At 63.0% G+C, this 23,154-nt stretch carries 23 protein-coding genes; 11 read left to right on the top strand and 12 right to left on the bottom strand.

Translation table 11 applies throughout. From position 1 onward, the window contains the following. Positions 1–89 precede the first annotated feature (89 nt). Genes trbB through LOZ74_RS15350 form a run of 11 tightly spaced genes read left to right on the top strand, consistent with a single transcriptional unit; the run spans position 90 to position 9,575 of the window. Positions 90–1,076 carry a P-type conjugative transfer ATPase TrbB gene (gene trbB / locus LOZ74_RS15300; RefSeq protein WP_230291885.1) on the top strand — a complete coding sequence of 329 codons (987 nt, stop codon included), beginning with the start codon at positions 90–92 and terminating at the stop codon, positions 1,074–1,076. A 32-nt stretch (positions 1,077–1,108) separates the two neighbouring features. Further along, positions 1,109–1,405, top strand: a complete 297-nt coding sequence (locus tag LOZ74_RS15305; RefSeq protein WP_370638913.1) for a TrbC/VirB2 family protein — start codon at positions 1,109–1,111, stop codon at positions 1,403–1,405. Next, complete coding sequence (locus LOZ74_RS15310; protein ID WP_230291887.1) at positions 1,405–1,674, top strand: VirB3 family type IV secretion system protein; 270 nt, start codon at positions 1,405–1,407, stop codon at positions 1,672–1,674. Before LOZ74_RS15305 ends, LOZ74_RS15310 begins: the two co-directional genes overlap by 1 nt. Continuing rightward, positions 1,671–4,142 (top strand): conjugal transfer protein TrbE, encoded by a 2,472-nt coding sequence (trbE, locus tag LOZ74_RS15315; RefSeq protein WP_230293919.1) that lies wholly within the window; start codon positions 1,671–1,673, stop codon positions 4,140–4,142. Before LOZ74_RS15310 ends, trbE begins: the two co-directional genes overlap by 4 nt. Continuing rightward, positions 4,139–4,858 carry a P-type conjugative transfer protein TrbJ gene (gene trbJ, locus LOZ74_RS15320; protein ID WP_230291888.1) on the top strand — a complete coding sequence of 240 codons (720 nt, stop codon included), beginning with the start codon at positions 4,139–4,141 and terminating at the stop codon, positions 4,856–4,858. Before trbE ends, trbJ begins: the two co-directional genes overlap by 4 nt. Positions 4,859–4,871: 13 nt before the next feature. After that, positions 4,872–5,132, top strand: coding sequence for a putative entry exclusion protein TrbK-alt (gene trbK-alt, locus LOZ74_RS15325; protein ID WP_230291889.1), 261 nt, complete (start codon positions 4,872–4,874; stop codon positions 5,130–5,132). Then, positions 5,129–6,418: a P-type conjugative transfer protein TrbL gene (gene trbL, locus LOZ74_RS15330; protein WP_230291890.1), complete on the top strand. Its 1,290-nt coding sequence runs from the start codon at positions 5,129–5,131 to the stop codon at positions 6,416–6,418. Before trbK-alt ends, trbL begins: the two co-directional genes overlap by 4 nt. 4 nt (positions 6,419–6,422) lie before the next feature. Beyond that, positions 6,423–7,106, top strand: coding sequence for a conjugal transfer protein TrbF (gene trbF / locus LOZ74_RS15335; protein WP_046903665.1), 684 nt, complete (start codon positions 6,423–6,425; stop codon positions 7,104–7,106). After that, positions 7,103–8,110: a P-type conjugative transfer protein TrbG gene (gene trbG / locus LOZ74_RS15340; protein ID WP_230291891.1), complete on the top strand. Its 1,008-nt coding sequence runs from the start codon at positions 7,103–7,105 to the stop codon at positions 8,108–8,110. The genes trbF and trbG overlap by 4 nt, the downstream gene beginning before the upstream one ends. Further along, a complete protein-coding gene (locus tag LOZ74_RS15345) occupies positions 8,110–9,357 on the top strand; it encodes a TrbI/VirB10 family protein (protein ID WP_230291892.1) in 1,248 nt (415 codons plus the stop codon). The genes trbG and LOZ74_RS15345 overlap by 1 nt, the downstream gene beginning before the upstream one ends. Continuing rightward, positions 9,354–9,575, top strand: coding sequence for a DUF2274 domain-containing protein (locus LOZ74_RS15350; protein ID WP_119592765.1), 222 nt, complete (start codon positions 9,354–9,356; stop codon positions 9,573–9,575). The genes LOZ74_RS15345 and LOZ74_RS15350 overlap by 4 nt, the downstream gene beginning before the upstream one ends. 19 nt (positions 9,576–9,594) lie before the next feature. On the opposite strand, the gene LOZ74_RS15355 is transcribed toward LOZ74_RS15350, so the two are convergent. From LOZ74_RS15355 to LOZ74_RS15410, 12 genes are all read right to left on the bottom strand, one after another. Next, entirely contained in the window at positions 9,595–9,903 is a 309-nt protein-coding gene (locus LOZ74_RS15355; protein WP_230291893.1) for a hypothetical protein, read from the bottom strand. Then, a complete protein-coding gene (locus tag LOZ74_RS15360) occupies positions 9,900–10,847 on the bottom strand; it encodes a LysR family transcriptional regulator (protein ID WP_230291894.1) in 948 nt (315 codons plus the stop codon). Before LOZ74_RS15360 ends, LOZ74_RS15355 begins: the two co-directional genes overlap by 4 nt. A 99-nt stretch (positions 10,848–10,946) precedes the next feature. After that, positions 10,947–13,448 carry a heavy metal translocating P-type ATPase gene (locus tag LOZ74_RS15365; protein ID WP_230291895.1) on the bottom strand — a complete coding sequence of 834 codons (2,502 nt, stop codon included), beginning with the start codon at positions 13,446–13,448 and terminating at the stop codon, positions 10,947–10,949. Positions 13,449–13,511: 63 nt separating this feature from the next. Then, positions 13,512–14,060 carry a hypothetical protein gene (locus LOZ74_RS15370; protein ID WP_230291896.1) on the bottom strand — a complete coding sequence of 183 codons (549 nt, stop codon included), beginning with the start codon at positions 14,058–14,060 and terminating at the stop codon, positions 13,512–13,514. Then, positions 13,984–14,289 (bottom strand): zf-TFIIB domain-containing protein, encoded by a 306-nt coding sequence (locus tag LOZ74_RS15375; RefSeq protein ID WP_230293920.1) that lies wholly within the window; start codon positions 14,287–14,289, stop codon positions 13,984–13,986. Before LOZ74_RS15375 ends, LOZ74_RS15370 begins: the two co-directional genes overlap by 77 nt. A 198-nt stretch (positions 14,290–14,487) precedes the next feature. After that, positions 14,488–17,751, bottom strand: a complete 3,264-nt coding sequence (locus tag LOZ74_RS15380; protein ID WP_230293921.1) for a CusA/CzcA family heavy metal efflux RND transporter — start codon at positions 17,749–17,751, stop codon at positions 14,488–14,490. Between the two features lie 46 nt (positions 17,752–17,797). Next, positions 17,798–18,985 (bottom strand): efflux RND transporter periplasmic adaptor subunit, encoded by a 1,188-nt coding sequence (locus tag LOZ74_RS15385; protein WP_119592760.1) that lies wholly within the window; start codon positions 18,983–18,985, stop codon positions 17,798–17,800. A gap of 11 nt (positions 18,986–18,996) precedes the next feature. Beyond that, complete coding sequence (locus LOZ74_RS15390) at positions 18,997–20,250, bottom strand: TolC family protein (protein WP_230291897.1); 1,254 nt, start codon at positions 20,248–20,250, stop codon at positions 18,997–18,999. Between the two features lie 60 nt (positions 20,251–20,310). Then, positions 20,311–20,661 (bottom strand): hypothetical protein, encoded by a 351-nt coding sequence (locus LOZ74_RS15395; RefSeq protein ID WP_230291898.1) that lies wholly within the window; start codon positions 20,659–20,661, stop codon positions 20,311–20,313. 271 nt (positions 20,662–20,932) lie between these two features. Further along, positions 20,933–21,256 carry a DNA-binding protein gene (locus LOZ74_RS15400; RefSeq protein ID WP_230291899.1) on the bottom strand — a complete coding sequence of 108 codons (324 nt, stop codon included), beginning with the start codon at positions 21,254–21,256 and terminating at the stop codon, positions 20,933–20,935. Positions 21,257–21,260: 4 nt separating this feature from the next. Next, positions 21,261–21,599, bottom strand: coding sequence for a type II toxin-antitoxin system RelE/ParE family toxin (locus LOZ74_RS15405; protein WP_046903654.1), 339 nt, complete (start codon positions 21,597–21,599; stop codon positions 21,261–21,263). Between the two features lie 55 nt (positions 21,600–21,654). Further along, a complete protein-coding gene (locus LOZ74_RS15410) occupies positions 21,655–22,923 on the bottom strand; it encodes a site-specific integrase (RefSeq protein ID WP_230291900.1) in 1,269 nt (422 codons plus the stop codon). Between the last annotated feature and the right edge of the window lie 231 nt (positions 22,924–23,154).

A 23,154-nucleotide genomic window follows, 5' to 3' on the forward strand; every position in this document is an offset into this window, starting at 1 on the left:
TTCCTGTTGTGTCCTTCCGCTTTGCGGCTTTCTTGATGAGCCCCTGACGCCGGGCGGCGGTTCGCCCGGCAGACAAGCTGGGGCTTACCTTGACCGACCATCCGATCCGTTCCGAGTCAAGTTCACGCGGCGCGCGCATGCTGCGCACGGCGCTGGGGCCATCAATCGCAGCCTGGCTCGATGACGGGCAAGTGATCGAGGTGATGCTTAATCCGGACGGCAGGCTCTGGGTCGACCGGCTGGGAGAAGGCATCGCCCACACCGGCATGACGCTGCCCGCTGCCGATGGCGAACGCATCGTCCGTCTGGTTGCACACCATGTCGGCGTCGAGGTCCATGCGCTGTGCCCGCGCGTCTCAGCCGAACTGCCCGAAGGCGGAGAACGTTTCGAGGGATTGCTGCCGCCCGTGGTTGCCGCGCCGGCGTTCGCGATCCGCAAGCCCGCCGTCGCTGTCTTCACGCTCGACGATTATGCGGCGGCCGGAATCATGTCGGCGGTCGAGGCCACAGCGCTGCGTGAAGGCGTTGCCACCCGCGCCAATATCCTCGTCGCTGGTGGCACGGGCAGCGGCAAGACTACGCTGGTCAATGCACTGCTGGCCGAGGTTGCCCGGACTTCCGACCGCATTGTCCTGATCGAAGACACGCGCGAGTTGCAATGCGCCGCGCCCAACCTCGTCGCCATGCGCACCAAGGATGGCGTCGTCTCGCTTTCCGATCTTGTCCGCTCTTCGCTGCGGCTGCGCCCTGATCGCATCCCTATCGGCGAGGTTCGCGGTGCCGAAGCACTCGACCTGCTCAAGGCCTGGGGGACCGGCCACCCCGGCGGCATCGGCACCATCCACGCCGGAACCGCGCTCGGTGCGCTGCGGCGCATGGAGCAGCTCATCCAGGAGGCCGTCGTCACGGTCCCGCGCGCACTGCTGGCCGAGACCATCGACCTGATCGCTTTGCTGGTCCGCGATGGGCACGGCCGCCGTCTTGCCGAACTGGCCCGTGTCGAAGGACTCGATCCCACGACCGACGACTACCGGCTCACTTCGCTTTCCCAGCCCCAAACAGGAGACCTGCCATGATCCATGCCATTCGGCATGGCGCACGCCGCGCCATGCTTGCCGTCACCGCCAGCGTGATTGCGCTGTCCCTATCCTCGCCTGCCTATGCAGGCGGCTCGTCAATGCCGTGGGAAGCGCCGCTGCAGTCGATCCTCGAATCGATCGAAGGCCCGGTCGCCAAGATCATCGCGGTCATCATTATCATCATCACCGGTCTGACCCTTGCCTTTGGCGATATGTCGGGCGGTTTCCGGCGGCTGATCCAGATCGTGTTCGGGATCAGCATCGCCTTCGCCGCAAGTTCCTTCTTCCTGTCGTTCTTCAGCTTCGGCGGCGGAGCGCTGGTCTGATGGAATCAGGCGAACCCATTCCCGGATATATGGCGCCGGTGCATCGCGCCCTGACCGAGCCGATCCTGCTCGGCGGCGCGCCGCGCTCGCTGGCGATCCTGAACGGGACACTGGCCGGCGCAATCGGTCTCGGGCTGCGCCTGTGGATTGCAGGGCTGGCTATCTGGGCCATCGGCCATGCGCTCTCGGTCTGGGCCGCGCGGCGTGATCCGCAATTCGTGGACGTAGCCCGGCGGCATCTGCGCTACCCGACATGGATGCGGCCATGATGTCCTTGCGTGAATACAGGAGCGCCGCCGCGCATCTCGCCGACTTCCTCCCCTGGGCGGCATTGGTCGGCGAAGGTGTGGTGCTCAACAAGGACGGCAGCTTTCAGCGCACGGCGCGGTTCCGGGGGCCGGACCTTGATTCAGCGACACCGGCAGAACTGGTCGCCACCACCGCGCGGCTCAACAATGCGCTGCGGCGGCTCGGTTCAGGCTGGGCGATCTTCGTCGAGGCGCAGCGGGTGCCCGCGCTCGACTATCCTGACGCTACCTTTCCCGATCCGGTCTCGGCGCTGGTCGACAGGGAGCGGCGCGAACAGTTCCGGGAAGAAGGCAGCCATTTCGAGAGCCGCTATTATCTAACCCTATTGTGGATGCCGCCCGCAGAGGACGCCGCGCGCGCCGAGGGCTGGCTTTACGAAGGCCGCTCGAACTCGGGTGTCGATCCCAGGGAACTGCTGGGGAGCTTCACTGACCGCAGCGACCGTGTGCTCAATCTGGTCGAAGGCTTCATGCCCGAGGTGCGCTGGCTCGACGATAGTGAGACGCTGACCTACCTGCACAGCACGATCTCAACCCACCGCCAGCGCGTGCGCGTTCCCGAGACGCCGATGCACCTCGACGCGCTGCTGGCCGACGAACCGCTGACCGGCGGGCTGGAACCGAAGCTGGGCGAGCATCATCTGCGCACGCTCACCGTCACCGGCTTTCCGAGCGCGACCTTTCCCGGCCTGCTCGACGAACTCAACCGGCTCGCCTTCGAATATCGCTGGTCCACCCGTGCGGTCATGCTCGACAAGACCGACGCGACCAAGCTGCTGACCAAGATCAGGCGGCAATGGTTCGCCAAGCGCAAGTCGGTTGCCGCGATCCTGAAGGAGGTGATGACCAACGAGGCGTCGACGCTGCTCGACAGCGATGCCTCGAACAAGGCCGCCGACGCTGACACCGCCCTGCAGGAGCTGGGCGCTGATTATGCCGGCATGGCCTATGTCACGGCGACCGTGACAGTGTGGGACCGCGATCCCGCCATCGCGGCGGAGAAGCTGCGGCTGGTCGAGAAGGTCATCCAGGGCCGCGATTTTACCTGTCTTGCCGAAGGCATGAACGCAATCGAGGCGTGGCTGGGAAGCCTGCCCGGCCACACTTACGCCAATGTCCGGCAACCGCCGATCTCCACGCTCAATCTCGCCCACCTAATCCCCCTGTCAGCGGTATGGGCGGGGCCGGAACGGGACGAGCACTTCGGACAACCCCCCTTGCTTTACGGCAGGACCGAAGGCTCGACCCCGTTCCGGTTTTCTCTTCATGTCGGCGATGTCGGCCATACGCTGATCGTCGGACCGACCGGCGCGGGTAAATCGGTGCTGCTCGCGCTGATGGCAATGCAGTTCCGGCGCTACGAGAATGCCCAGGTCTTCGCTTTCGACTTCGGCGGCTCGATCCGCGCCGCTGCCCTCGGCATGGGCGGCGACTGGCAGGATCTCGGCGGCGGTCTGTCCGATGACGACGATGACGGTGGTGTGCAGTTGCAGCCGCTTGGCAAGATCGATGATCCGGCGGAACGTGCCTGGGCGGCCGAATGGCTGGCCGCGATCCTTGGCAGCGAAGGCGTCACTGTCGATCCGCAAGCCAAGGAGCATATCTGGTCGGCGCTGACCTCGCTCGCCAGCGCGCCACTATCGGAGCGCACGCTGACCGGCCTGGCCGTCCTGCTTCAGAGCCAGCAATTGAAGCAGGCGCTCGCTCCATACTGCATCGGTGGGCCGTGGGGCCGGTTGCTCGATGCCGAAGCCGAACGGCTCGGAGAAGCCTCGGTTCAGGCCTTTGAGACCGAGGGCCTGGTCGGCGCGGGCTCAGCCGCCGCTGTGCTCTCCTACCTCTTCCACCGGATCGAGGGCCGGCTCGATGGTTCGCCCACGCTCATCATCATCGACGAGGGCTGGCTTGTCCTCGACAGCCCGGATTTCGCCGCGCAGCTACGCGAATGGTTGAAGACGCTCAGGAAGAAGAACGCGAGCGTCGTCTTCGCCACACAGAGTCTCGCCGACATCGAGACGAGCAGCATCGCGCCGGCCATTATCGAGAGCTGCCCGACGCGCATCTTGCTGCCGAACGAGCGTGCGGCCGAACCGCAGATCGCGGCCATCTACGAGCGGTTCGGGCTCAATGCCCGGCAGATCGAGATATTGAGCCGGGCAACGCCCAAGCGCGACTATTATTGTCAGTCACGGCGCGGCAACCGGCTGTTCGAGCTGGGGCTGGGCGAAGTGGCGCTGGCATTCGCCGCGTCGTCATCGAAAGCCGACCAACTCACCATTGCAGACCTGATCGAGACCCACGGGGCATCGGCTTTCGCAGCCGAATGGCTGCGCTATCGCGGCTGTGCCTGGGCCGTCGAATTGTTGTCCGAGGCTTCCGCCTTCGAGAACCCGCTTTCCCTCACACCAGATATGGAGATTGAATCATGAAACTGCCCCATGTGCGTCGTGCCCTAATGGCCGGCGTCCTTGCTACCACCAGCGTCTTCGGCATTACCGTCGCAAGCCCGGCGCACGCGCAGTTCGGCGGGATCGTCTATGATCCCACCAATTACGCGCAGAACCTGCTGACCGCCGCCCGGTCGCTCGAACAGATCAACAATCAGATCCGGCAAATCCAGAACCAGGCGGCCAGCCTCGTCAACGAGGCCCGCAATCTCGCTTCGCTGCCATTCAGCTCGCTTCAGACCTTGCAAGATCAGGTTCGCGAGACGCAGCGGCTGCTCGGCGAAGCCCAGCGAATCGCCTATGATGTGCAGCAGATCGACCAGGCGTTCACCGATCGTTACAAGGGATCGGCGCTTACCGGCAGCAACGCGCAGATGATCGCCAATGCCAATGCGCGCTGGGAAGACAGCGTCGGCGCCTTTCAGGATTCGCTCAAGGTGCAGGCCGGTGTCGTCGGCAATATCGACGGCGCCCGCACCACCATGGAAGATCTGGTTTCGGCGAGTCAGTCGGCGACCGGCGCGCTGCAGGCCAGCCAGGCCGGCAATCAGCTTCTCGCCCTGCAATCGCAGCAGCTTGCCGATCTGACCGCGTTGGTCGCGGCACAGGGCCGGGCACAGGCACTCGATTCCGCGCGGCAGGCCGCCGAGGAAGCCGAAGGGCGCGAGCGCTTCCGCCGTTTCTTCGGGCGCGACTGAGAGGAGCCGGCCAATGTCGCGCAATTCCAGGATCGCGGGCGTCGCGGCGATCGCCGGTATCATGCTGACCGTGGCGATCGTCGCCCTGCGCGAACCGAGCGACCCGCCGCGTGAAGCGGTCCCGCCTGTCGTCGAAGAAGGCGAGCAGCAGGAGAAGCTGGTGCGCGAACTCGAACGCTGCGCCACGCTCACCATGCCCGATACGGCTTGCGAACAGGCCTGGACGGAAAAGCGCCGACGCTTCTTCGGCAGCGATAAAGGTGACCGGCGATGAACGATACCGGCGTCATCGACAATTTCCTGGGCGTCTTTACCGGTTATATCGATTCCGGCTTCGGCTTGCTGGGCGGCGAGGTCGCATTCCTCTCAACCACGCTGATTGCTATCGACGTCACGCTTGCCGGTCTATTCTGGGCCTGGGGCGCGGACGAGGACGTGTTGCAGCGGCTCGTCAGGAAGACCCTCTATATCGGCATCTTCGCCTTCATCATCGGCAACTTATCGACGCTGGCGACAATCCTGTTCGAAAGCTTCGCGGGGCTGGGGCTCAAGGCGAGTGGTGATGCGCTCAGCCTCGCGGAGTTCATGCAACCCGGTTCCATCGCCGAGACCGGGCTCGACGCGGCCCAGCCCCTGATCGACGCCACCGAGGCGTTCAGCAGCATCTGGTCGGTATTCGCCAATCTCGCCATCATTCTCGTACTGCTGATTGCCTGGCTGATCGTGGTGCTCGCCTTCTTCATCATCGCGGTGCAGGTCTTCATCACCCTTATCGAGTTCAAGCTGGTGACACTCGCTGGCTTCGTCCTCCTGCCCTTCGCCTTTTTCGGCCGCACCGCCTTCATGGCCGAGCGCGTGCTGGGCCATATCGTCTCGACCGGCATCAAGGTGCTGGTGCTTGCGGTCATCACTGGCATCGGCACCACCTTATTCAGCCAGTTTACCGTGACCATGGGTCCGGAGCCCGATGCAGAGCAGGTCATGGCGATTGCGCTGGCCGCGCTCTCGCTGCTGGGCCTTTCGATCTTCGGCCCGGGCATTGCCAACGGCATCGTCACAGGCGGTCCCCAGCTTGGCGCAGGAGCCGCGGCCGGAACCGCGCTGGCCGCCGGTGGTGCGCTGGTCGGCGGTGCGGCCGCCGCCCGGCTTGGCGCGGGCGCGGCGGCAGGCGCGATCGGCGGTACGGCGAGAGGCGCTGCCTACACGTCCGGCGCGGCGCGCGGGGCCTATGCCGCCGGCTCATTCGGAAAGAACGGCAGCGCGGCCGTCGCTGGCGGCGCAGCCAGTGCCGGTAAGGTTGCCGCAGGCGCGGTTATTTCACCACTCAGAAAGGCTGCCGGTTCGCTCAAGGAAAGTCACCGCGCGGGCGCTCGCACAGGTCTTGGCGCAGCCGCCGATACGGCGGGAGGCACTGCCTCCTCTTCATCACAGCCTGCATGGGCCGCCGCGATGAAACGCCGTCAGTCCGCTGCTCATGGCGCGACCGTTGCGGCCCATACGCTGAAAGCCGGAGACAGTCATGGCGGGGGTTCCGGTCCCGATATTCGCGAGAAGGAATGATACGATGTTCCGACGCCCATCCATCCGTTACGGACAGATGCCCGAGCCCGTCACACCCTATCAGCGCGCTGCACAGGTATGGGACGACCGTATCGGCTCCGCGCGCGTCCAGGCGCGGAACTGGCGCCTTGCCTTTTTCGGTTGTCTCGTCCTTTCCGGGGGCCTTGCGGGCGGTCTCGTCTGGCAGACCGCGCGCGGTCACATCGTTCCCTGGGTGGTCGAGATCGACAAGATGGGCCAGGCCCAGGCAGTAGCACCCGCTACCGCGGACTACCGGCCGAACGATCCGCAGATCGCATTCCAGCTTGCCCGCTTTATCGAACAGGTCCGCAGCATTCCGGCCGATCCGGTGATCGTTCGGCAGAACTGGCTGCGCGCCTATGATTTCACCACCGACAAAGGCGCGATGACCCTCAATGACTATGCCCGCGCCAATGATCCATTGGCCGAGGTCGGCAAGGTGCAGGTCGCAGTCGATATATCGAGCGTCATTCGCGCCTCGGACAACAGCTTCCGCGTCGCATGGACCGAGCGCCGCTATCAGGACGGCAGCCTGGTAAACACCAGCCGTTGGTCGGCCATTCTATCCATCGTCATACAGACCCCGCGCACGCCCGATGCCTTGCGCAAGAATCCGCTCGGCCTGTTCGTCAACGCCATCAACTGGTCGAAGGAACTGGACCAATGATCCGATTACCCGCTCGCAAATCTCTTGCTCTCGCGCTCGTTGCCTCGGCTCTGTCCGCCTGTGCCACCACATCGCCAAGGCTGCCGGAAATCGCGTACGACGATCCGCCGCGCGAGATCGCGGCCATGCCTGCACCGGCGACTCCCCGGCCGGTCGAGGTGGTTGCCATTCCCGAGCCGCTACCCTTGCCGGGTCAGTTGAAGCCGGTCGCGGAATCCAGGGCGAAGCCCGAGCCCGCCGATCCCAGGAAACGTATCGGTGCGGCCAATGACGCCGCGCGTGTGCAACCTGTGCGCGACGGCTTTCTCAATGCCATCCAGCAATATCCCTGGTCGGATGGCGCGCTCTATCAGGTCTACACTGCGCCCGGACAGGTCACGGACATTGCCTTACAGGAAGGCGAGCGGCTTGTCGGCCCCGGACCGGTCGCGGCAGGCGATACCGTGCGCTGGATCATCGGCGATACGCTCAGCGGCAATGGCGCGTCCGCTCGCGTGCATATCCTGGTCAAGCCGACCCGGCCCGACATTGCCACCAATCTCGTCATCAATACCGATCGGCGCAGCTATCATCTGGAACTGCGCGCGACGCCTGAGACATATATGGCATCGGTATCGTGGATCTATCCGCAAGACGAGTTAATTGCTCTGCGGAATCGCAACGCAATGGCGGCATCTGCCGCGCCTGCGGCAACGGGTGTCGATCTCTCCGCGCTCAATTTCCGTTATCGGATCGAAGGCGATCGTGTGCCGTGGACACCCGTGCGCGCGTTCGATGACGGCCGACAGGTGATCATCGAGTTTCCCGCCGGTATCGCGCAGGGCGAGATGCCACCGCTGTTCGTGACCGGCGCTGCCGGCGATGCCGAACTGGTCAATTACCGCGTGCGCGGCCGCTACATGGTGGTGGACCGTCTGTTCGCCGGGGCTGAACTGCGCCTCGGCGACAAGCGCAGCAAACGCCGCGTCCAGATCCTTCGCACAGATGGACGGGAGCGGCGGTGATGGCCGAGCCCGATCAGCAGTCTGAATTGGAAACGCCCGTTGGCGAACAGGTCGCGTCGGAGCGAACAGCTCAACCTGCGGCCACAGATTCGCGGCCGTTCCAGCTTCGCGGGTCCACGCCGAGGGTCATGCGCCTGTCGAGGAAGGCGCTGGCGGTGCTGGGCATGGTGGCCGGCCTCGGCATCGGCGGCGCGCTGATCTATGCGCTGCAGCCGCCAAGCGAGCGGGCAAGCGAAGAACTCTTCAGCACCGACAGCCGTGCGACAAGCGAGGCCATCACGTCAGGACCGAAGGACTATGGCGATGTGCCCAGGCTCGGCGAACCGCTGCCCGGCGATCTCGGCGGCCCCATCGTCGCGGCGCGCGAGCGCGGCGAGAATGTGCCTGTGCCGCCGGTCGGCGCGCAGCCCGATCCGCGCGCGCAGGCCGAAGAAGCCGCACGCCAGCGCGCCGCACAGGAGCGTGATGCCGCCCGGACCAGCACTGTCTTTCCTGGTGGTGGGTCTGTGGGAGGAGCCGCCGCGACTTCGTCGCTGCCGGTCTTGCCTGATCTCACGGCACAGACACCGGCCGATCAGGGAGAAGTCGCACCGCAAGGTGACCAGGCAGCCAAGCGTGGATTTCTGCAGCAGGCATCCGGCCGGCGAACGGTGAGCACCGAACGGCTGACCGGGCTTCCATCGCCCAATCTCCTTCAGGCCGGCAGCATCATTCCGGCCGCGCTCATCACCGGCATTCGTTCCGACCTCCCCGGCCAGATCACCGCGCAGGTGACCGCGAATGTCTATGACAGTCCAACGGGGCGCATTCTGCTCATTCCGCAAGGCTCCCGACTGATCGGCGAATATGACAGCGACATCGCCGCCGGGCAGACCCGTGTCCTACTGGCCTGGGATCGGCTCATCCTGCCGAACGGCCGCTCGATCAACCTTGAGCGCCAGCCCGGCGCGGACACTGCGGGCTATGCCGGCTTGCAGGACCGCGTGAACCACCACTGGGGTAATCTGCTCCGGGCTGCGGCTATTTCGACGTTGCTTGGCGTAGGCGCCGAGTTGGGCGCGGACAGTGATGACGATCTGACTCGCGCGCTGCGTCGAGGATCACAAAGCACTATCAATCAGACAGGCCAGCGGATCGTCTACCGGCAGTTGAACGTGCAGCCCACGCTGACCGTCCGGCCGGGGCATCCCTTGCGCGTGATCCTGGCCCGCGACCTCATATTGGAGCCGGTGGGAGGCTCGCGATGACGAAACTGAAGCTTGGGCTGCTGGTTGACGACAAGCCGGTAAAGGTCACGGTCGAACTACCGGCTACCGTCCATCGCGACCTTGTCGCCTATGCTGCCGCGCTGGCGGCCGAGACCGGTGGCGATGCCGTCCCGCCGGAAAAACTGATCGCGCCGATGCTGGCCCGGTTCATGGCGACCGATCGGGCTTTTCGCCGGCATCGTTCCCAAGCGAACTGACGGCGACTTATATCCCGCCTCAATTGCCAAAGAACCGCTTTGACCGCGCCCTGCCGTCTGCTTCCACGGCCGCCATTTCGGCATTGAAGCATTCGTCGCCGCGAACCGTTCCTTCCGCGCATTGTGCCTGGACATGCCGCGCTTCGTCGAGATGGGCGGCGAAATGCTGCTTGCCGCGTGGTCCGGCTGTAGCCGAAGCTCTGGATGCCGAAGCTGCAATGCTTGCCGTCTGCGGAGCGGGTGCGATGACAGGCCGCAATACAAATCCGGCGCCAAATCCGACGACCACGGTGATGAGCGCGATGATGAGTGTCTTGCCTTGAGTCATGACTGTTCCTCTCCCGATTGTTGAGCCGATGGCGTCCGCGCCGGGATGGGCGGCAGCGAATAGCGGACGGCCACGAAATCGAGGAACCGGCGTAGAACGGGATTTTCATTATCCTCGCGCCAATAGCCCGAATAGCCAATCCGTATATGGCCGTTGGTTTCATGGACTTCGCGGAACACCACATTCGGGACCTGAATGCCGAGTGCGGATTCTGCGACGACCGAGATCCGTCCGCCAAGTGCGATGACGCTGAGTACTGTGTCGCGGCTCACATCGTCCATGTCTATCTCGGGCGCGTAGCCTGGCATTCCTAGCTTGCCCAAGAGCAGGTTGCGCGTTTCAGGACCGGGATCGCGCGCCGTCAGCAGGAAGCGTTCGCCGGTCAGGTCGGTCCAGTGAAGCCGGTCACGCTCGGCAAGCGGATGACCTTCCGGCATCGCCACGAGGATACGCTCGCTCCAGAATGGGCGGCTCATCAGTCCCCGATAAGGAGCCTCGCCGATCATGATCGCGATGTCGAGCAACCTGTTCTCGATTCCCGCGAGCAGCATATCGCGGCCCCGCTCGAAGCCGCGTACCTTCACATCGGGAAACCACTCGCCGAACTCGCTGACTGTCGCACGAAGATTTCCGGCTGAAAATGAGGTGTAAAAGCCAATTGCGAGCCGGCCGGCGTGGCCGGTCTTCGTTGCACGAACCCAGCCGTTCAATTCCTCGAATTCGTTCACGATCCGCTGGGCCGTCTCCAGATAGGTTCTGCCGTTCGGCGTCAGGGTCGCGCCACGTGTCTTTCGGTCGAAGAGAACTATTCCGAGCCGCCTTTCGACTTCCAGTACATGCCGACTGAGCGTGGCCTGCTTGATGTTGAGAAGACGCGCCGCGCGGCTGAAACTTCCTGCCTCCGCGGCCGCGATCAGATAGCGAAGCTGGCGTAATTCGATCACTAACTCTCTCAAATGACAATACTAACCAAACCTCTGAAATCATCGAAGCTGCCAGAAGCCAGCGGAAATGCTCCGCTCATGCTTAACCAAGGTGCAATTTCATGCGTGGCTCTTGTCGCGATATGCGAGCAGGCGCAGAGCGTTAAAGACGACGAGAAGCGTCGATCCTTCATGCACCGCCACGGCCGGTCCGATGCCCAGCCCCAAAATGGTCGCCGGCACCAGGAAGACGACGACGCCGAGGCTGACAAAGACATTCTGCAAGATGATCGATCGCGTCGTCCGGCTTAGCCCCACGGCAAATGGCAGATGAGACAGGTCGTCGGCCATCAGCGCAACGTCTGCGGTTTCCAGCGCGACGTCGGATCCGGCCGCGCCCATCGCGATGCCCACGGTCGCGGTCGCCATGGCAGGGGCGTCGTTGACGCCATCACCGACCATCGCAACCTTGGCTTCGGCGCGAATCTTCTTGATCGCCTCGACCTTGTCTTCAGGCATGAGGTCCCCCCATGCTTCGTCGATGCCCACCTGCGCGGCGATCCCTTCCGCCGCGCGCTGGTGGTCTCCGGAGATCATGATCATCCGTTCGATGCCGATTGCCCGCAACTGTTCGAGCGCGCTCCGCGCGGATTCGCGTGGGGTGTCCATCAGTCCGATCGCCCCCAAATCAAGATTTTCGCGCCGCACGACCATTGAGGTGTGACCGCCTTCGCGCAGCTGCTCGATGGCTGCCGCCATCTCGTCCGAAAGCTCTTGGACGCCATCGGCACCGAACATTTCGGGCTTGCCGATCAGGACCATCTGCCCGGCCACCGCCGCGCGAACTCCCATGCCGGTCATGCTCTTGAGATCGTTAGCCTTGGGAATCGGGTATTCGCCCACATAGTTCCGACCATCACGGGCGATGGCTTTCGCAAGCGGATGGTCCGACAAGCTCTCCACTGCGACGGCCACGGCCATCAGTTCTGCTTCCGTCACACCTTTCGCCGGAACGATGCGCTGAATCTGAGGTTCGCCGCGGGTGAGCGTACCGGTCTTGTCGAAGGCCACTGCTTTCAGCGAGCCCAGCAGTTCCAACGGTGCGCCGCCCTTCACGAGAACCCCGCCTCGTGCGGCTCGGGCCACGCCGGACAAGACCGCGCTCGGCGTGGCGATAGCCAGCGCGCAAGGGCTTGCCGCGACCAGAACGGCCATGGCCCGGTAGAAACTGGCACTGAACGGCTCGTCCACCACGATCCATGCGAAAAGCATCACGAACGCGAGCAACAGGACGATCGGTACGAATAATCGCTCAAAGCGGTCGGTAAAGCGTTGGGTCGGCGACTTCTGAGTCTCGGCCTCGCTGACCATCTCCACGACCTTTGCGAGCGTGCTTTCGCTCGAAAGGCGCGTGACCTCGACCTCAATCAGGCCGCTGCCGTTGATGGTCCCGGCGAATGTCCTGCTGGCCGCGTCGATCTGCTGCGGATTGGACCGGGCAAGCGTCTCGTCCGGCACGGCATGTTTGTCCACCGGCATGCTTTCGCCGGTCACGGGTGCCTGATTGATGCTGGTCGTGCCCTTGACGATGAAGCCGTCGGCCGGGATGCGGGCATCGGGCCTGACGACGATGACATCGCCCGGCACCAGCTTTTCAACGGCGATCTCTTCGCTGCCGCCGCTTTCCAGCCGGAGCAGTGCTGTTTGCGGTGCCAGCTCGGCCAGAGCCTCGATCGCGCGCTTGGCCCGCCCCATCGCGTAATGCTCCAGCGCATGGCCAAGGCTGAACAGGAACAGCAGCAATGCCCCTTCGGCAAAGGCACCCACCGCAGCCGCTCCCGCGGCGGCGACCAGCATCAGGGTATCGATTTCGAAATTGTGTAGCCTGAGATTGTCGATCGCCTCGCGCAGGGTGAAGAAGCCACCGAAGAAGTAGGCGATGATATAGAGCGCAGTCGGAAGCCAGCCCGGTGCTGCCAAGACGAACTTTTCGATGGCGAAACCAATGCCGAGCAAGGCGCCGCAGGCGAGCGCGAAAATGAGTTCAGCGTTGGGGCCAAGGAAAGCGCCATGATCATGGTCGTGACCGTCGGTCTTCGTGCGCGCGCCCTTTGCGTCATCGGTGCTAAGGTCGTCCCCTGAACGCGCATCCTCGGGAGAATATACCAGCGTCCGTCTTGTCTGACTGACCCCCATCCGTGCGAGCACGCGGAAGATTTGCCGTTCCGAAATCTGTTCCCGATCAAATTCCACGCGCACCATGCCGGCGGCATTGGCATCGGCTTCGATTACACCCCGCAGGGTTCGCAACCGCGTGCTTACAGTTCGCGCCTTTCGCTGGTGAGTGATCCCTTTAACCGGCCACAGCACATGGCCATATCGCTCGGAGATGGCCGCGCCGGCCGCTTGGGCAATGTCGCGGATGCGGCCCAGAGAAAGGGTCTCGCGATCATAGTGAATGCACAGTAGAGCCGGCTTGTCTCCTTCGGCCGGCACGATATGCGCTTTCTCTATTCCCGGTCGCGCCGCAAGGTTGGCTGTCAGCCGCTCGACACAGGCGTCGTTAACGTCCGGGATCTCGGGAAGGATGAGCGGTATATCGAGCTGAAGCTTTTGCGACATGGAATTTCCTCTGATGAATTCGGGGGTTGTAGCGCCAGCGCCAGAAAGTGCGGCGGCGGGCCGCTAGGGAGGCGGTTGGCCGGCCCGCTTCCGGTTATCCCGGCGGCAGACTTGCGATGGGACGTCGGCGCGCAGGATCGCGATCGCATCACCCGAAACCGCGAGGTTCACATAGTCACTGAAATACGTGACTCCGGCTGCCGGGGAAGTCAGACGTTCGGCTTCGCCGTCCGGCAACGTCGCGAGATTGATCGTCAGGCCGTCCCCGACAAACTCAACGCTTACTTTCTTCCCATCCTCGCACGTAAAGATGTGCGTGCCGACCAAGTGCGACGCGCCGCCGGCCTTTTCAGCATCAGAATCGGGCGAGCAACCTGAACTGACGACCAGCAGGAATATGCTCGATAGGAGCGCGAGCGCCGGGCGGCTGCATTCTTTCGCCGTGAGCGCCTGGGGAAGACGCTCACGGCGCGGACCCTTCTCGCACAAGCACGCAAGGGGGGCTTTTGCTTGTGGGGGGTCAGTCAGTGACATCTCAGTCGAAAAGCTCTTGAAAAAAGCTCTTACGACGGCGGCGCTTATGGTGGCCGTGACCATGGCGGTCGTGGTCATAACCACTTCCGTGGCTTCCCCTTTCGCGTTGGAAACCTGCGGAGCGTGCCGAATACGAGGCTGTTTCGACTGCGCTGCGTTCGATAATCTTGTCGAGTTCGCCTCGGTCGAGCCACACGCCCCGGCATTGCGGGCAGTAGTCAATTTCGATGCCTTGCCTATCGCTCATAACGAGAGCAACGTTGCAGGCAGGACAGGGAAGCCCTTGCTTCAATGAACGTTCTACCATGGGATAATCTTCCTTCTCGAAGAGTGGGCTGGAGCGCTCTGTACTCCCTACTTGCGTGTGCCCGTTGTGTTCAGTTTCCTCCATGTGTTGGCCGTAGCGGGCATAGAGCTTGGGCAGCATGAACAGAATCCTACTTTCGGTACGATCAGGGCTTCCGGAGGAAACCAAAGGGCTTCCTCCGGAAGACGCAGATGATCGTCAGGTCATTTCAGACCACTCGCGGCGCTCTGTCCGAGTGAGATTGCGCCGAATGCGATCCCACCACTTTTCCCGCCAGCTTCGTTTGTCCTCATCCGTGTGCAGGACAAGCCGGGCTATGGCCGGAAGCACGAACAAGGTGAGTGCCGTGGCGGTGATCAGACCGCCGATGACCACCGTCGCGAGAGGTCGCTGCACTTCGGCTCCGGTGCCAGTGGCTATCGCCATGGGCACGAAGCCGAGCGATGCCACCAGAGCCGTCATCAGGACCGGTCGCAAGCGAGCCAGTGCGCCTTCGCAAATGGCATCGTCGAGAGCCAGTCCCGCATCGAGCCGCTGGCGGATCGCGGTCATCATCACGAGGCCATTGAGGACGGCAACGCCCGACAATGCGATGAAGCCGACCGCAGCGGAGACCGAGAACGGCATACCCCTGAGAGCCAATGCGAAAACACCGCCTGCAAGCGCCATCGGGATCGCGCTGAACACCGACAAGGCCGGAATCCATCCGCCCAGCGCCATGAACAGCAGCAAGAGGACGACCGTGAAGCAGATCGGCACCACGATAGAGAGCCGTTCCTTCGCGGCCTGCAGGTTCTGGTACTGCCCGCCCCATTCGATGAAGGATGCGGGCGGCAGTTCGACCCTGTCGCCCACCTGTGCCTGCGCTTCTTCCACGAACGAGCCGAGATCGCGCTCGCGGACATTAGCGGATACGATCACGAGCCTGCGGCCCTGCTCGCGGCGAACTTCTGCCAGCCCGTCGACCACCCGGAACTCGGCAACCGAGCGCAAGGGTATCGTCGAACCGCCCGGCAGCAGGATCGGGAGCGCACCGAGCTGGTCGAAATCGTCCCGCGCCGCATTCGACAGGCGAACGACGACATCGAACCGGCGATCGCCTTCGAAGACCAGCCCGGCGGGCCTGCCTCCAAGAGCAATGGCGACCGATTGGGCCACGTCTTCGACCGTAAGGCCATAACGCGCGATGGTGGGCCGGTCGAACGCGATGTCGAGCGTCGGGAAGCCGGTCACCTGCTGGACCTTGACGTCGGCCGCGCCCTCGATGCCCTGCAGAACCCCGGCAACCTCGTTGGCAGCAGCGGTCATAGCGGTGAGATCGTCGCCATAGAGCTTGACGGCGAGATCACCGCGTACGCCCGCGATCAGCTCGTTGAAGCGAAGCTCGATCGGCTGGCTGAATTCGTAGGCATTGCCCACGAGGGCACCAAGCGCGCTTTCCATCTCGGCGACCAGGTCATCCTTGGACAGACCAGGATCCGGCCATTCGTCACGCGGCTTCAAAATGACATAGGCATCGGACGCGTTGGGCGGCATCGGATCGGTTGCCACCTCAGCCGTACCTGTGCGGGAGAAGACCAGTGCGACCTGCGGAAACTGCTCAAGCCGGTTTTCGACCTTGCGCTGCATTTCGAGCGACCGCTCGAGCGGGGTCGACGGGATGCGCAGGGCCTGCACGGCGAGGTCGCGCTCGTCGAGCTGCGGCGTGAATTCGCTGCCAAGGAAGCTGAACATGAAGGCCGCGACCGCGAACAGTCCCGCCCCTACGCCGATCACCGGCCACGGACGCGCTATGGCGCGGCGCAGCGCGGGCCCATAGCGTTCCTTTGCCAGGCGAACCGGCTTCACTTCCTTTTCGGTGAGCTTCTTGTTGAGCAGCACGGCGATCATCGCTGGCACGAAAGTCAGCGACAGGACGAACGCCGAAGCCAGCGCCAGCATCACCGTGATGGCCATGGGCGAGAAGGTCTTGCCTTCGACCCCGGTGAAGGTGAGCAGAGGCGCGTAGACCAGCAGGATGATCGCCTGCCCATAAACGGTCGGCTTGATCATTTCCTGCGCCGCCAGCCTCGCTTCGGTTAGCCTCTCGCCCAACGTGAGCAGCCGCCCTTCGCTGTGCTGGCGGGCGGCAAGCCGCGCGACGCTGTTTTCGACGATGATGACCGCTCCGTCGACGATCAGGCCGAAGTCGAGTGCGCCAAGGCTCATCAGATTACCCGACACGCCAAGCCGGTTCATGCCGATTGCGGCCATCAGCATCGATATCGGAATGACCAGCGCGGCGATGATCGCGGCGCGGATATTGCCAAGCAGCAGGAACAGCACCACGATAACGAGCAGCGCCCCTTCGACGAGGTTCTTCTCGACAGTGGCGATGGTGGCATCGACCAGCGAGGAGCGATTGTAGACAATCTCCGCTTCGACCCCGTCCGGCAGCGAAGCGCGCACCTCCTCAAGCCGTTCGGCAGCCTGCGCCGAAACGGTGCGGCTGTTTTCGCCTGCACGCATAAGCACTGTGCCCACAACCGCCTCGTCGCCGTTGAGCGAAGCCGCGCCGGTTCTGAGCTCGCCGCCGATGCTGACGGTCGCGACATCGACGATGCGGATCGGAACGCCTTCGCGTGTCGCGACAACGGCCTGCTCGATATCTTCGATGCTACCGAGCCGGGCATCGACCCGCGCGAGCAATGCCTCACCCGCGCGGTCGACGAAGTTCGCACCCTCGGCAAGGTTGGCAGCCTCCAGCGCATTGATCAGGTCGTCGAATGACAAGCCGTAGCCGGTCAGGCGCGACGGATCGGGCTGGACGAGATACTTCTTCTCGAAGCCGCCGATGGAATCCACCCCGGCGACGCCCGGTGTCGAGCGCATCAGCGGCGCCACGATCCAGTCCTGTACCGTGCGCAAATACGCGGCCTTTGCGACATCGCTGTCCAGCCTGTCGCCACGTTCGGTGACGAAGCTGCCGTCCGCCTGCCATCCGGTCGTACCGCCTACTGGGGCGCCGTTCCCGCTGGGGTGCTCATATTCGATCGTGTACATGAGCACTTCGCCGAGACCGGTCGATATCGGGCCCATGATCGGTTCCGCGCCTTCCGGCAGGGCAGCGGTCAGGGGAGCCAGACGCTCGTTCACCTGTTGCCGTGCGAAATAGAGATCGGTCCCCTCCTCGAAGATGGCGGTGACCTGACTGAACCCGTTGCGCGAGATCGAGCGTGTGAAGTCGAGCCCCTCAATCCCTGCCAGGCCGGTCTCGATAGGATAGGTCACCTGGGTTTCAACTTGCGCAGGCGACAGTGCCGGCGCCTCGGTGTTGATCTGCACCTGAACGTTGGTGATGTCCGGCACAGCATCGATCGGAAGCTTGAGCAGGTTCATCGCCCCCCAGATTGCGGCGCCGACTGTCAGGACGATCATGGCCCAGCGGAAACGAACCGCGACATCGAGGATCATCCCGATCAGGCCATGAGATTGGCGCCCCTCGCGATGGGGGCTTTCGATTGCGTTATCAGTGGCCATGGGAAGCACTGTCCTTTTCGAGTTCTGCCTTGAGCAGGAAGGCGTTCTTGGTCGCGATGTGCCAGTTCGGCTGCAGGCCGGACACGATGGTCACCATGCCTCCCGACCGCGAGCCCACGACGACGCCGCGAGCCTGGAAGCCGCGCCGGGTCTGCACGAACACCACTTCTTCCCCATCGATGGTCTGGACCGCGTCTTCCGGCACAGCCACGCGTGTCGCGTCGACCTCACCCGAGGGACGAATGGTGGCCTGGAGAAATGCGCCCGGCTGCAAGCCGGGAATGGGCCTGGCGAGCGACAGCACGGCAGTCGCGCTGCGACTTTCGGGATCGAGCGAGGGCGTCACCGAGCGGACCCGCGCGCCGACTTCCCGGCCATCCCCTGTTTCCAGAGAGGCCTCGTCACCGGGCTGGATACGGACAGCATCAGCCGATGGCAGGGCCACGTCGACCTGAATCCCGCTGGGATTGACCACGCGATAGAGTTCCTCGCCGGCGTTGACGAAGGAGCCGAGCACAATTGGTGCCGCCGTGACCCGGCCCGAGAGCGGACTGGTCACCGCTAGCGATCGCCCGTCTCCGTTGACGCCGGCCGCTGTCGAGGCCGCACGGGCACGCGACAGCTCCGACTGCGCAACCTGCAGATTGGCCCGTGCCGCTTCGAGATCCTGGCGCGCCGTGACATTGGCTTCGAATAGACGCTGTTCGCGTTCATAAATTGCCGACAACTCGCCGACCCGGGCCTGTGCTGCGCTTACTTGCGCGGCGAGCCCGGCGGCATCGGCACTTTCGAGTCGGGCAATGGCTTCGCCCTCCCGCACGTAATCACCCAACGTCTTCCCGACGCTGCGCACAACACCCGATGCCCGGGCATCAATCCGTGCACTGGCGGCCGGACTTGCCGTGACCGTTGCGGGAAAGACGAGTTCGACGACGGATCCTCTGCCGACCGTTTCGATCACGATTTCCGAGGCACGGATCTGCTCGGGGGTGATCTCGACCAACCCTTCGGGCACCCCGTCATCGGCGTGATCATCACCGCCGCCATTCTCTTCGCCTTCGGCGTGTTCTTCCTCTCCTGCATCACGCGGGGCCCCGCCGCTGTCGGGCCAGAATACAAAGGCAGCAAGGATCAGGATGACGAGGCCGATGGCAACGGCCAGACGTTTGCGATTCATGATAGAGGTCCTCATTGCGCAGCGAGCCAGATGAGCTCGGCCGCGAGACGGCCACGGTCTTCCCGGGCCTGGATCAGGGCTTCACGGATGGTGTCGCGTGCCTCGGCGGCCGCCAACACCTCGATGAGCGGGAAGCGGCCATTGCGATAACCGACATTGACGAGCCGAAGGGCTTCCTCGGCTTGCGGTAGCGAGGTCTGAGCGAGAGTTTCGACCCGGGTTTCGGCGGCAAGGTAGCGCGAGCGCGCCTGCTCGATCTCCAGCCGATAATCAGCCAGCGCTACAGCCTCGCGTGCGTTCGCGGCACGCAGGCGTGCCTGCGCGGCGGCGATGTTTCCCTGGTTGCGATTGGCAAAGGGTAGCGGGATCGAGACGCCAACGAGAAACGCCTGCTCATTGCTTTGCTCGAACCGACGGACACCTGCGGAGATGATCGGGTCGGGCACCGCCAGTGAGCGTTCGCGGTCTATTGCGGCATCGGCCGCCTCGCGCTCGGCACGGGCGACCTGGAGACGCAGGGATCCTTCGGAAACAAGCAGGTTGGCAGGCGGCACGATTGCCGGGAAATCTGCGGGCACGAGGGGCGCGGAAGCGGTATCGCTCCACAGTGCTGCCAAGGCAGTGCGTGAAGCGAGTGAGGCAGCCTCTGCCGCCTGCAACTCTGCTTCGGCTTCCGCGACTGCCGCTTCAGCCCGCAGCGCGCGCAAGGGCGGCTCTCGGCCGACTTCGACCAGCAAGCCTGCGATACGCGCAAGTTCGCGGTTGCGTTCGACGATATCGCGCGCGAGTTCGAGCCGCGAGGCAGCGGCGACCGCCTCGACATAGCGAGCGCGAACCTCGCGGCCGAGCCGGGCCGTGGCCAGCTCGCCCTCCAGCGAAGCCACCAAGGCTTCGGCTTCGGCCGAACGGACGCGGGCGCCGCGCTTGCCGCCCAGTTCGAGACGTTGGCCCACCGAAAGCGTGTAATCGGTGGCGGACAACCCCGAAAAAGCTCCGGTGCCCGCGAAGTTTTCAGCTTCGAAGGAGAGCTCGGGGTTGGGCCTTAACCGGGCCTGGTCGATGAGCGCGCGGGCTGCCGCAGCGTCTTCAACCGGCCCGATGAGCCGCGGGTTGACAGGGTTATCGGAGCCGGTCTCAACGACTCCGCTCCGTTCGAGCGCGTCGTCGAGCGACAGGACGGGTGTGTCCTGCGCTGCGGCCGGCACGGTAAACAATGCGAGACTTAAGCCCCATACAAGGGAGCCCCGCCAGAAACTGGCGTTCATGGATCATGATTTCCTCTAAGAATTTACGCAAAGCGCCGTGAACGGCGCAGTGGCGGAAATTCAGGCGCGAGGAGGGCGCTTCGGCAGGTCGCGCTCTACGGATGCGAGCCGTGCCACACGCGAGGGAAGGCGCGTGGAAGCCATGAACCTCTGGGCATCAAACGCTTGACCGCGTTCCAGCGCCGTTGATGTGTGATGACAATGGCCATGTGCGCATGTGGCGCTTTTCTCAGCTGGCTGCTTGTCGGTTTCCCCGTCCCCATTCGAATGGGAAGCCATCATTTCGACGACCGTTGGAACGTCTTCCGCCGAGCATTCCAGAGCTTCCGCGACCGGGGCAAATAGCACGCCGATCACTGCAAGCAGCATCAGGAATGACCTGAAGGGAAAAGCTCGAATCAGCCGGACCATGCCTGCCTCATATAGAACCAAGGCGTGACAGTAAAGATATAAATTTAGTGTTATGTTATATCAAAAATGATAGATGTCTATAAAATATTTTAAATAATTATAGATGATTTAGTAAGTTGGAATAACTTGTAGAAAATAAACGTTTAAAAAAAGTTGATGAACGTTCGGTCAAAAATTGTATGAAATTTGAGTTTTAAAGCGCCATAACAATATGGGCGTTCTGTTTAATTGGATGCAAGCAAACAATAAGCGGTGGCTGAATATTGATAAGTCAGACGGCTTCTACGACATGGGCTTCGATCACGACGCCGAGACGCTTGCGCACTGCTCCGAAAATGGCCGCGAGATTATCCATGCTCGGGTTGCCCTTTTCCGACAGCATTCGATGCAGGCTCTTGCTTGGCCGGTGAGTTTCGGCCGCCAAAGCTTCAAAACCGACCGATGCATTCACTAGGTCACGCAGAATTAGCCGCGCGACATGCGGCTCGTCATTGAGGAAGGCCGTCGCAGCTTCGTCGAGCATGGCCTTGGCGAAAGCGGGATCGCGCGCGGCGCGCTCCTTTACCGTTTCCTTGAAATCCCGTGTCAGCACCATGTCGCTACTTCCTGGCCTTCTTCGCAGGGGCCTTGCGGCCCTTATATTCCCTCAACAATGCAGTGGCCTCGTTGATATCGGCCTGCTGTCGCTTCTTCGTTCCGCCGACGAACAGGATGATCAGCTCATTCCCGTCCTGCGCCAGATAGAGCCGATAACCCGGTCCCCAATTGATCCGATATTCTCCGAGCCCGCCGCCGATCCATTTGACGTTCGACAGATTGCCCAATTCCAGCCGGACAATCGCCGTCGCAACCTTAGCCCCGGCCTGAGAATCGAGATCATCGAACCAGGATCGGAACGGGCAGGAGCCGTCCTCGCGGATATACTCCTGTACAATCAACTCACAGCCTTAAGAGTAACGTATATGTTACCATTTGTCCAGATCCCATTGTCGCTCAGGCCACGAGCCGCAGCCGGTCGAGCTTGGCGGCGCCCTGGGCAAGCAACTTGGCGATCTCGTCGGACGTGCGTCGCACGGCCAGCTTCAGCGCTTCATCGACGTGGATGTAATCCTGCGTAACATTCTGCGAGGCGTGCCCCAGCATCGCGCGGATCGTCAGTTCCGAGAAACCGAGTTCGGCGGCAATGCTCGCAAAGGTGTGCCGAAGCACGTGGGGTGTGACGCCCGTAATGCCAGCAAAACCGCAAACGCGTTGCAGGCAGGCGCTGACAGCCGTGAAGGGTCCATCGCCCGTTGTCGCCGCAAACACATAGGGATTGCCGGTGATCCGGGGTTGCGCCACGATCACCTTGATCGCTTCCGGCCCGATCGCCCGGACCTGCTCGCCGGTCTTGGTGTCGGGAAAGGCGACGAAGCCGCCCATCGGATTGACCCATTCCCGCTGCATGGCTTGCCCTTCTTCGCGTCGATAGCCGGTCAGAAGCAGCAGCCTGATAACAGCGATCCCGGTTGGGCTTACGCCTTGCTGTTCCGCAAAGACCATCGCCTTGCCCAGCGTCTCGATCTCAGCGATGCTCAGGCGCCTTGTCCGCTTGTTTCCCGCAAGCTTCTTGGCGCCCTTGGTCGGATGCTCTGCGAGCAGGCCTTTATGCTTCGCATGCCCCAGGATCGCCTGGATCGTAGTTAGGCAGCGTGCCGCGACACCACGGCCGCCGGTCGCCTTACCGCCGCGTCCGCCGGTGCGAGGCTTTCCGGTTTTTCCCTTTGCCACATCGTCCTGCATCGCTTCGACATCGGCAATCGTCAGGTGGCGGGCAATGCGCTTGCCAATCAGCGGGTTGATATGGGTCCGAATCCGGCTCTCATCCATCGCAAGCGATGACTCCTTGATCGGCCGGTTTCGGCGACCGAGGATTCTGCCTGCGCGCGCTTCGGTCAGATACCATTCGCACAGTTCAGCGACATTCATCTCGTTGCGCGCGCGACGTGCGTCTTCAGCCGGGTCTTCACCGGATGCCACGGCGCCGAGCTTGATTTTCGCGAGATCGCGCGCCTGGTCCACCGTCAGCACGCCGAAGCGGCCAAGATTAACGCGGCGCTTGATGCCTTCGGCGTTTCGATACTGGATAATGAACGTCTTGAGCCCTGATGGCAGCACCCGAATACCGAACCCGCGGATCTCATTATCCCACAGGACGAACTGCTTTTCAGCAGGGGGCTTGAGCGCATCGATCGTGCGCTTGTTCAGCTTGGCTGTCGGCATTGCCGCCTCCATTTGGAGACAAAGCTCCGGAGAGCACCTTTTGTCTCCATATTGTCTCCAGAATACGCCGTTTCGTGGCGAATTGCAGGATATGGCGGCGAAGAAGAAAATCAATATCTATTTGAAATAGCATAGAAAGTCGTATAGGCGGAAACTGTGGCGTAAGGTTAGAATCGGATTGCCAAGGTTGGGGTCGAGGGTTCGAATCCCTTCGCCCGCTCCATTTTCCGA

Source organism: Croceicoccus sp. Ery5 (assembly GCF_020985325.1).
Lineage (GTDB): Bacteria > Pseudomonadota > Alphaproteobacteria > Sphingomonadales > Sphingomonadaceae > Croceicoccus.

What these genes read in the sequence shown, in the direction of transcription:
- LOZ74_RS15305 (WP_370638913.1), top strand. Translation starts at nt 1,109, where the DNA reads ATGCTTGCCGTCACCGCCAGCGTGATTGCGCTGTCCCTATCCTCGCCT.
- LOZ74_RS15310 (WP_230291887.1), top strand. Translation starts at nt 1,405, where the DNA reads ATGGAATCAGGCGAACCCATTCCCGGATATATGGCGCCGGTGCATCGC.
- trbE (WP_230293919.1), top strand. Translation starts at nt 1,671, where the DNA reads ATGATGTCCTTGCGTGAATACAGGAGCGCCGCCGCGCATCTCGCCGAC.
- trbJ (WP_230291888.1), top strand. Translation starts at nt 4,139, where the DNA reads ATGAAACTGCCCCATGTGCGTCGTGCCCTAATGGCCGGCGTCCTTGCT.
- trbK-alt (WP_230291889.1), top strand. Translation starts at nt 4,872, where the DNA reads ATGTCGCGCAATTCCAGGATCGCGGGCGTCGCGGCGATCGCCGGTATC.
- trbL (WP_230291890.1), top strand. Translation starts at nt 5,129, where the DNA reads ATGAACGATACCGGCGTCATCGACAATTTCCTGGGCGTCTTTACCGGT.
- trbF (WP_046903665.1), top strand. Translation starts at nt 6,423, where the DNA reads ATGTTCCGACGCCCATCCATCCGTTACGGACAGATGCCCGAGCCCGTC.
- trbG (WP_230291891.1), top strand. Translation starts at nt 7,103, where the DNA reads ATGATCCGATTACCCGCTCGCAAATCTCTTGCTCTCGCGCTCGTTGCC.
- LOZ74_RS15345 (WP_230291892.1), top strand. Translation starts at nt 8,110, where the DNA reads ATGGCCGAGCCCGATCAGCAGTCTGAATTGGAAACGCCCGTTGGCGAA.
- LOZ74_RS15350 (WP_119592765.1), top strand. Translation starts at nt 9,354, where the DNA reads ATGACGAAACTGAAGCTTGGGCTGCTGGTTGACGACAAGCCGGTAAAG.
- LOZ74_RS15355 (WP_230291893.1), bottom strand. Translation starts at nt 9,903, where the DNA reads ATGACTCAAGGCAAGACACTCATCATCGCGCTCATCACCGTGGTCGTC.
- LOZ74_RS15365 (WP_230291895.1), bottom strand. Translation starts at nt 13,448, where the DNA reads ATGTCGCAAAAGCTTCAGCTCGATATACCGCTCATCCTTCCCGAGATC.
- LOZ74_RS15370 (WP_230291896.1), bottom strand. Translation starts at nt 14,060, where the DNA reads ATGACCACGACCGCCATGGTCACGGCCACCATAAGCGCCGCCGTCGTA.
- LOZ74_RS15375 (WP_230293920.1), bottom strand. Translation starts at nt 14,289, where the DNA reads ATGGTAGAACGTTCATTGAAGCAAGGGCTTCCCTGTCCTGCCTGCAAC.
- LOZ74_RS15385 (WP_119592760.1), bottom strand. Translation starts at nt 18,985, where the DNA reads ATGAATCGCAAACGTCTGGCCGTTGCCATCGGCCTCGTCATCCTGATC.
- LOZ74_RS15390 (WP_230291897.1), bottom strand. Translation starts at nt 20,250, where the DNA reads ATGAACGCCAGTTTCTGGCGGGGCTCCCTTGTATGGGGCTTAAGTCTC.
- LOZ74_RS15395 (WP_230291898.1), bottom strand. Translation starts at nt 20,661, where the DNA reads ATGGTCCGGCTGATTCGAGCTTTTCCCTTCAGGTCATTCCTGATGCTG.
- LOZ74_RS15400 (WP_230291899.1), bottom strand. Translation starts at nt 21,256, where the DNA reads ATGGTGCTGACACGGGATTTCAAGGAAACGGTAAAGGAGCGCGCCGCG.
- LOZ74_RS15410 (WP_230291900.1), bottom strand. Translation starts at nt 22,923, where the DNA reads ATGCCGACAGCCAAGCTGAACAAGCGCACGATCGATGCGCTCAAGCCC.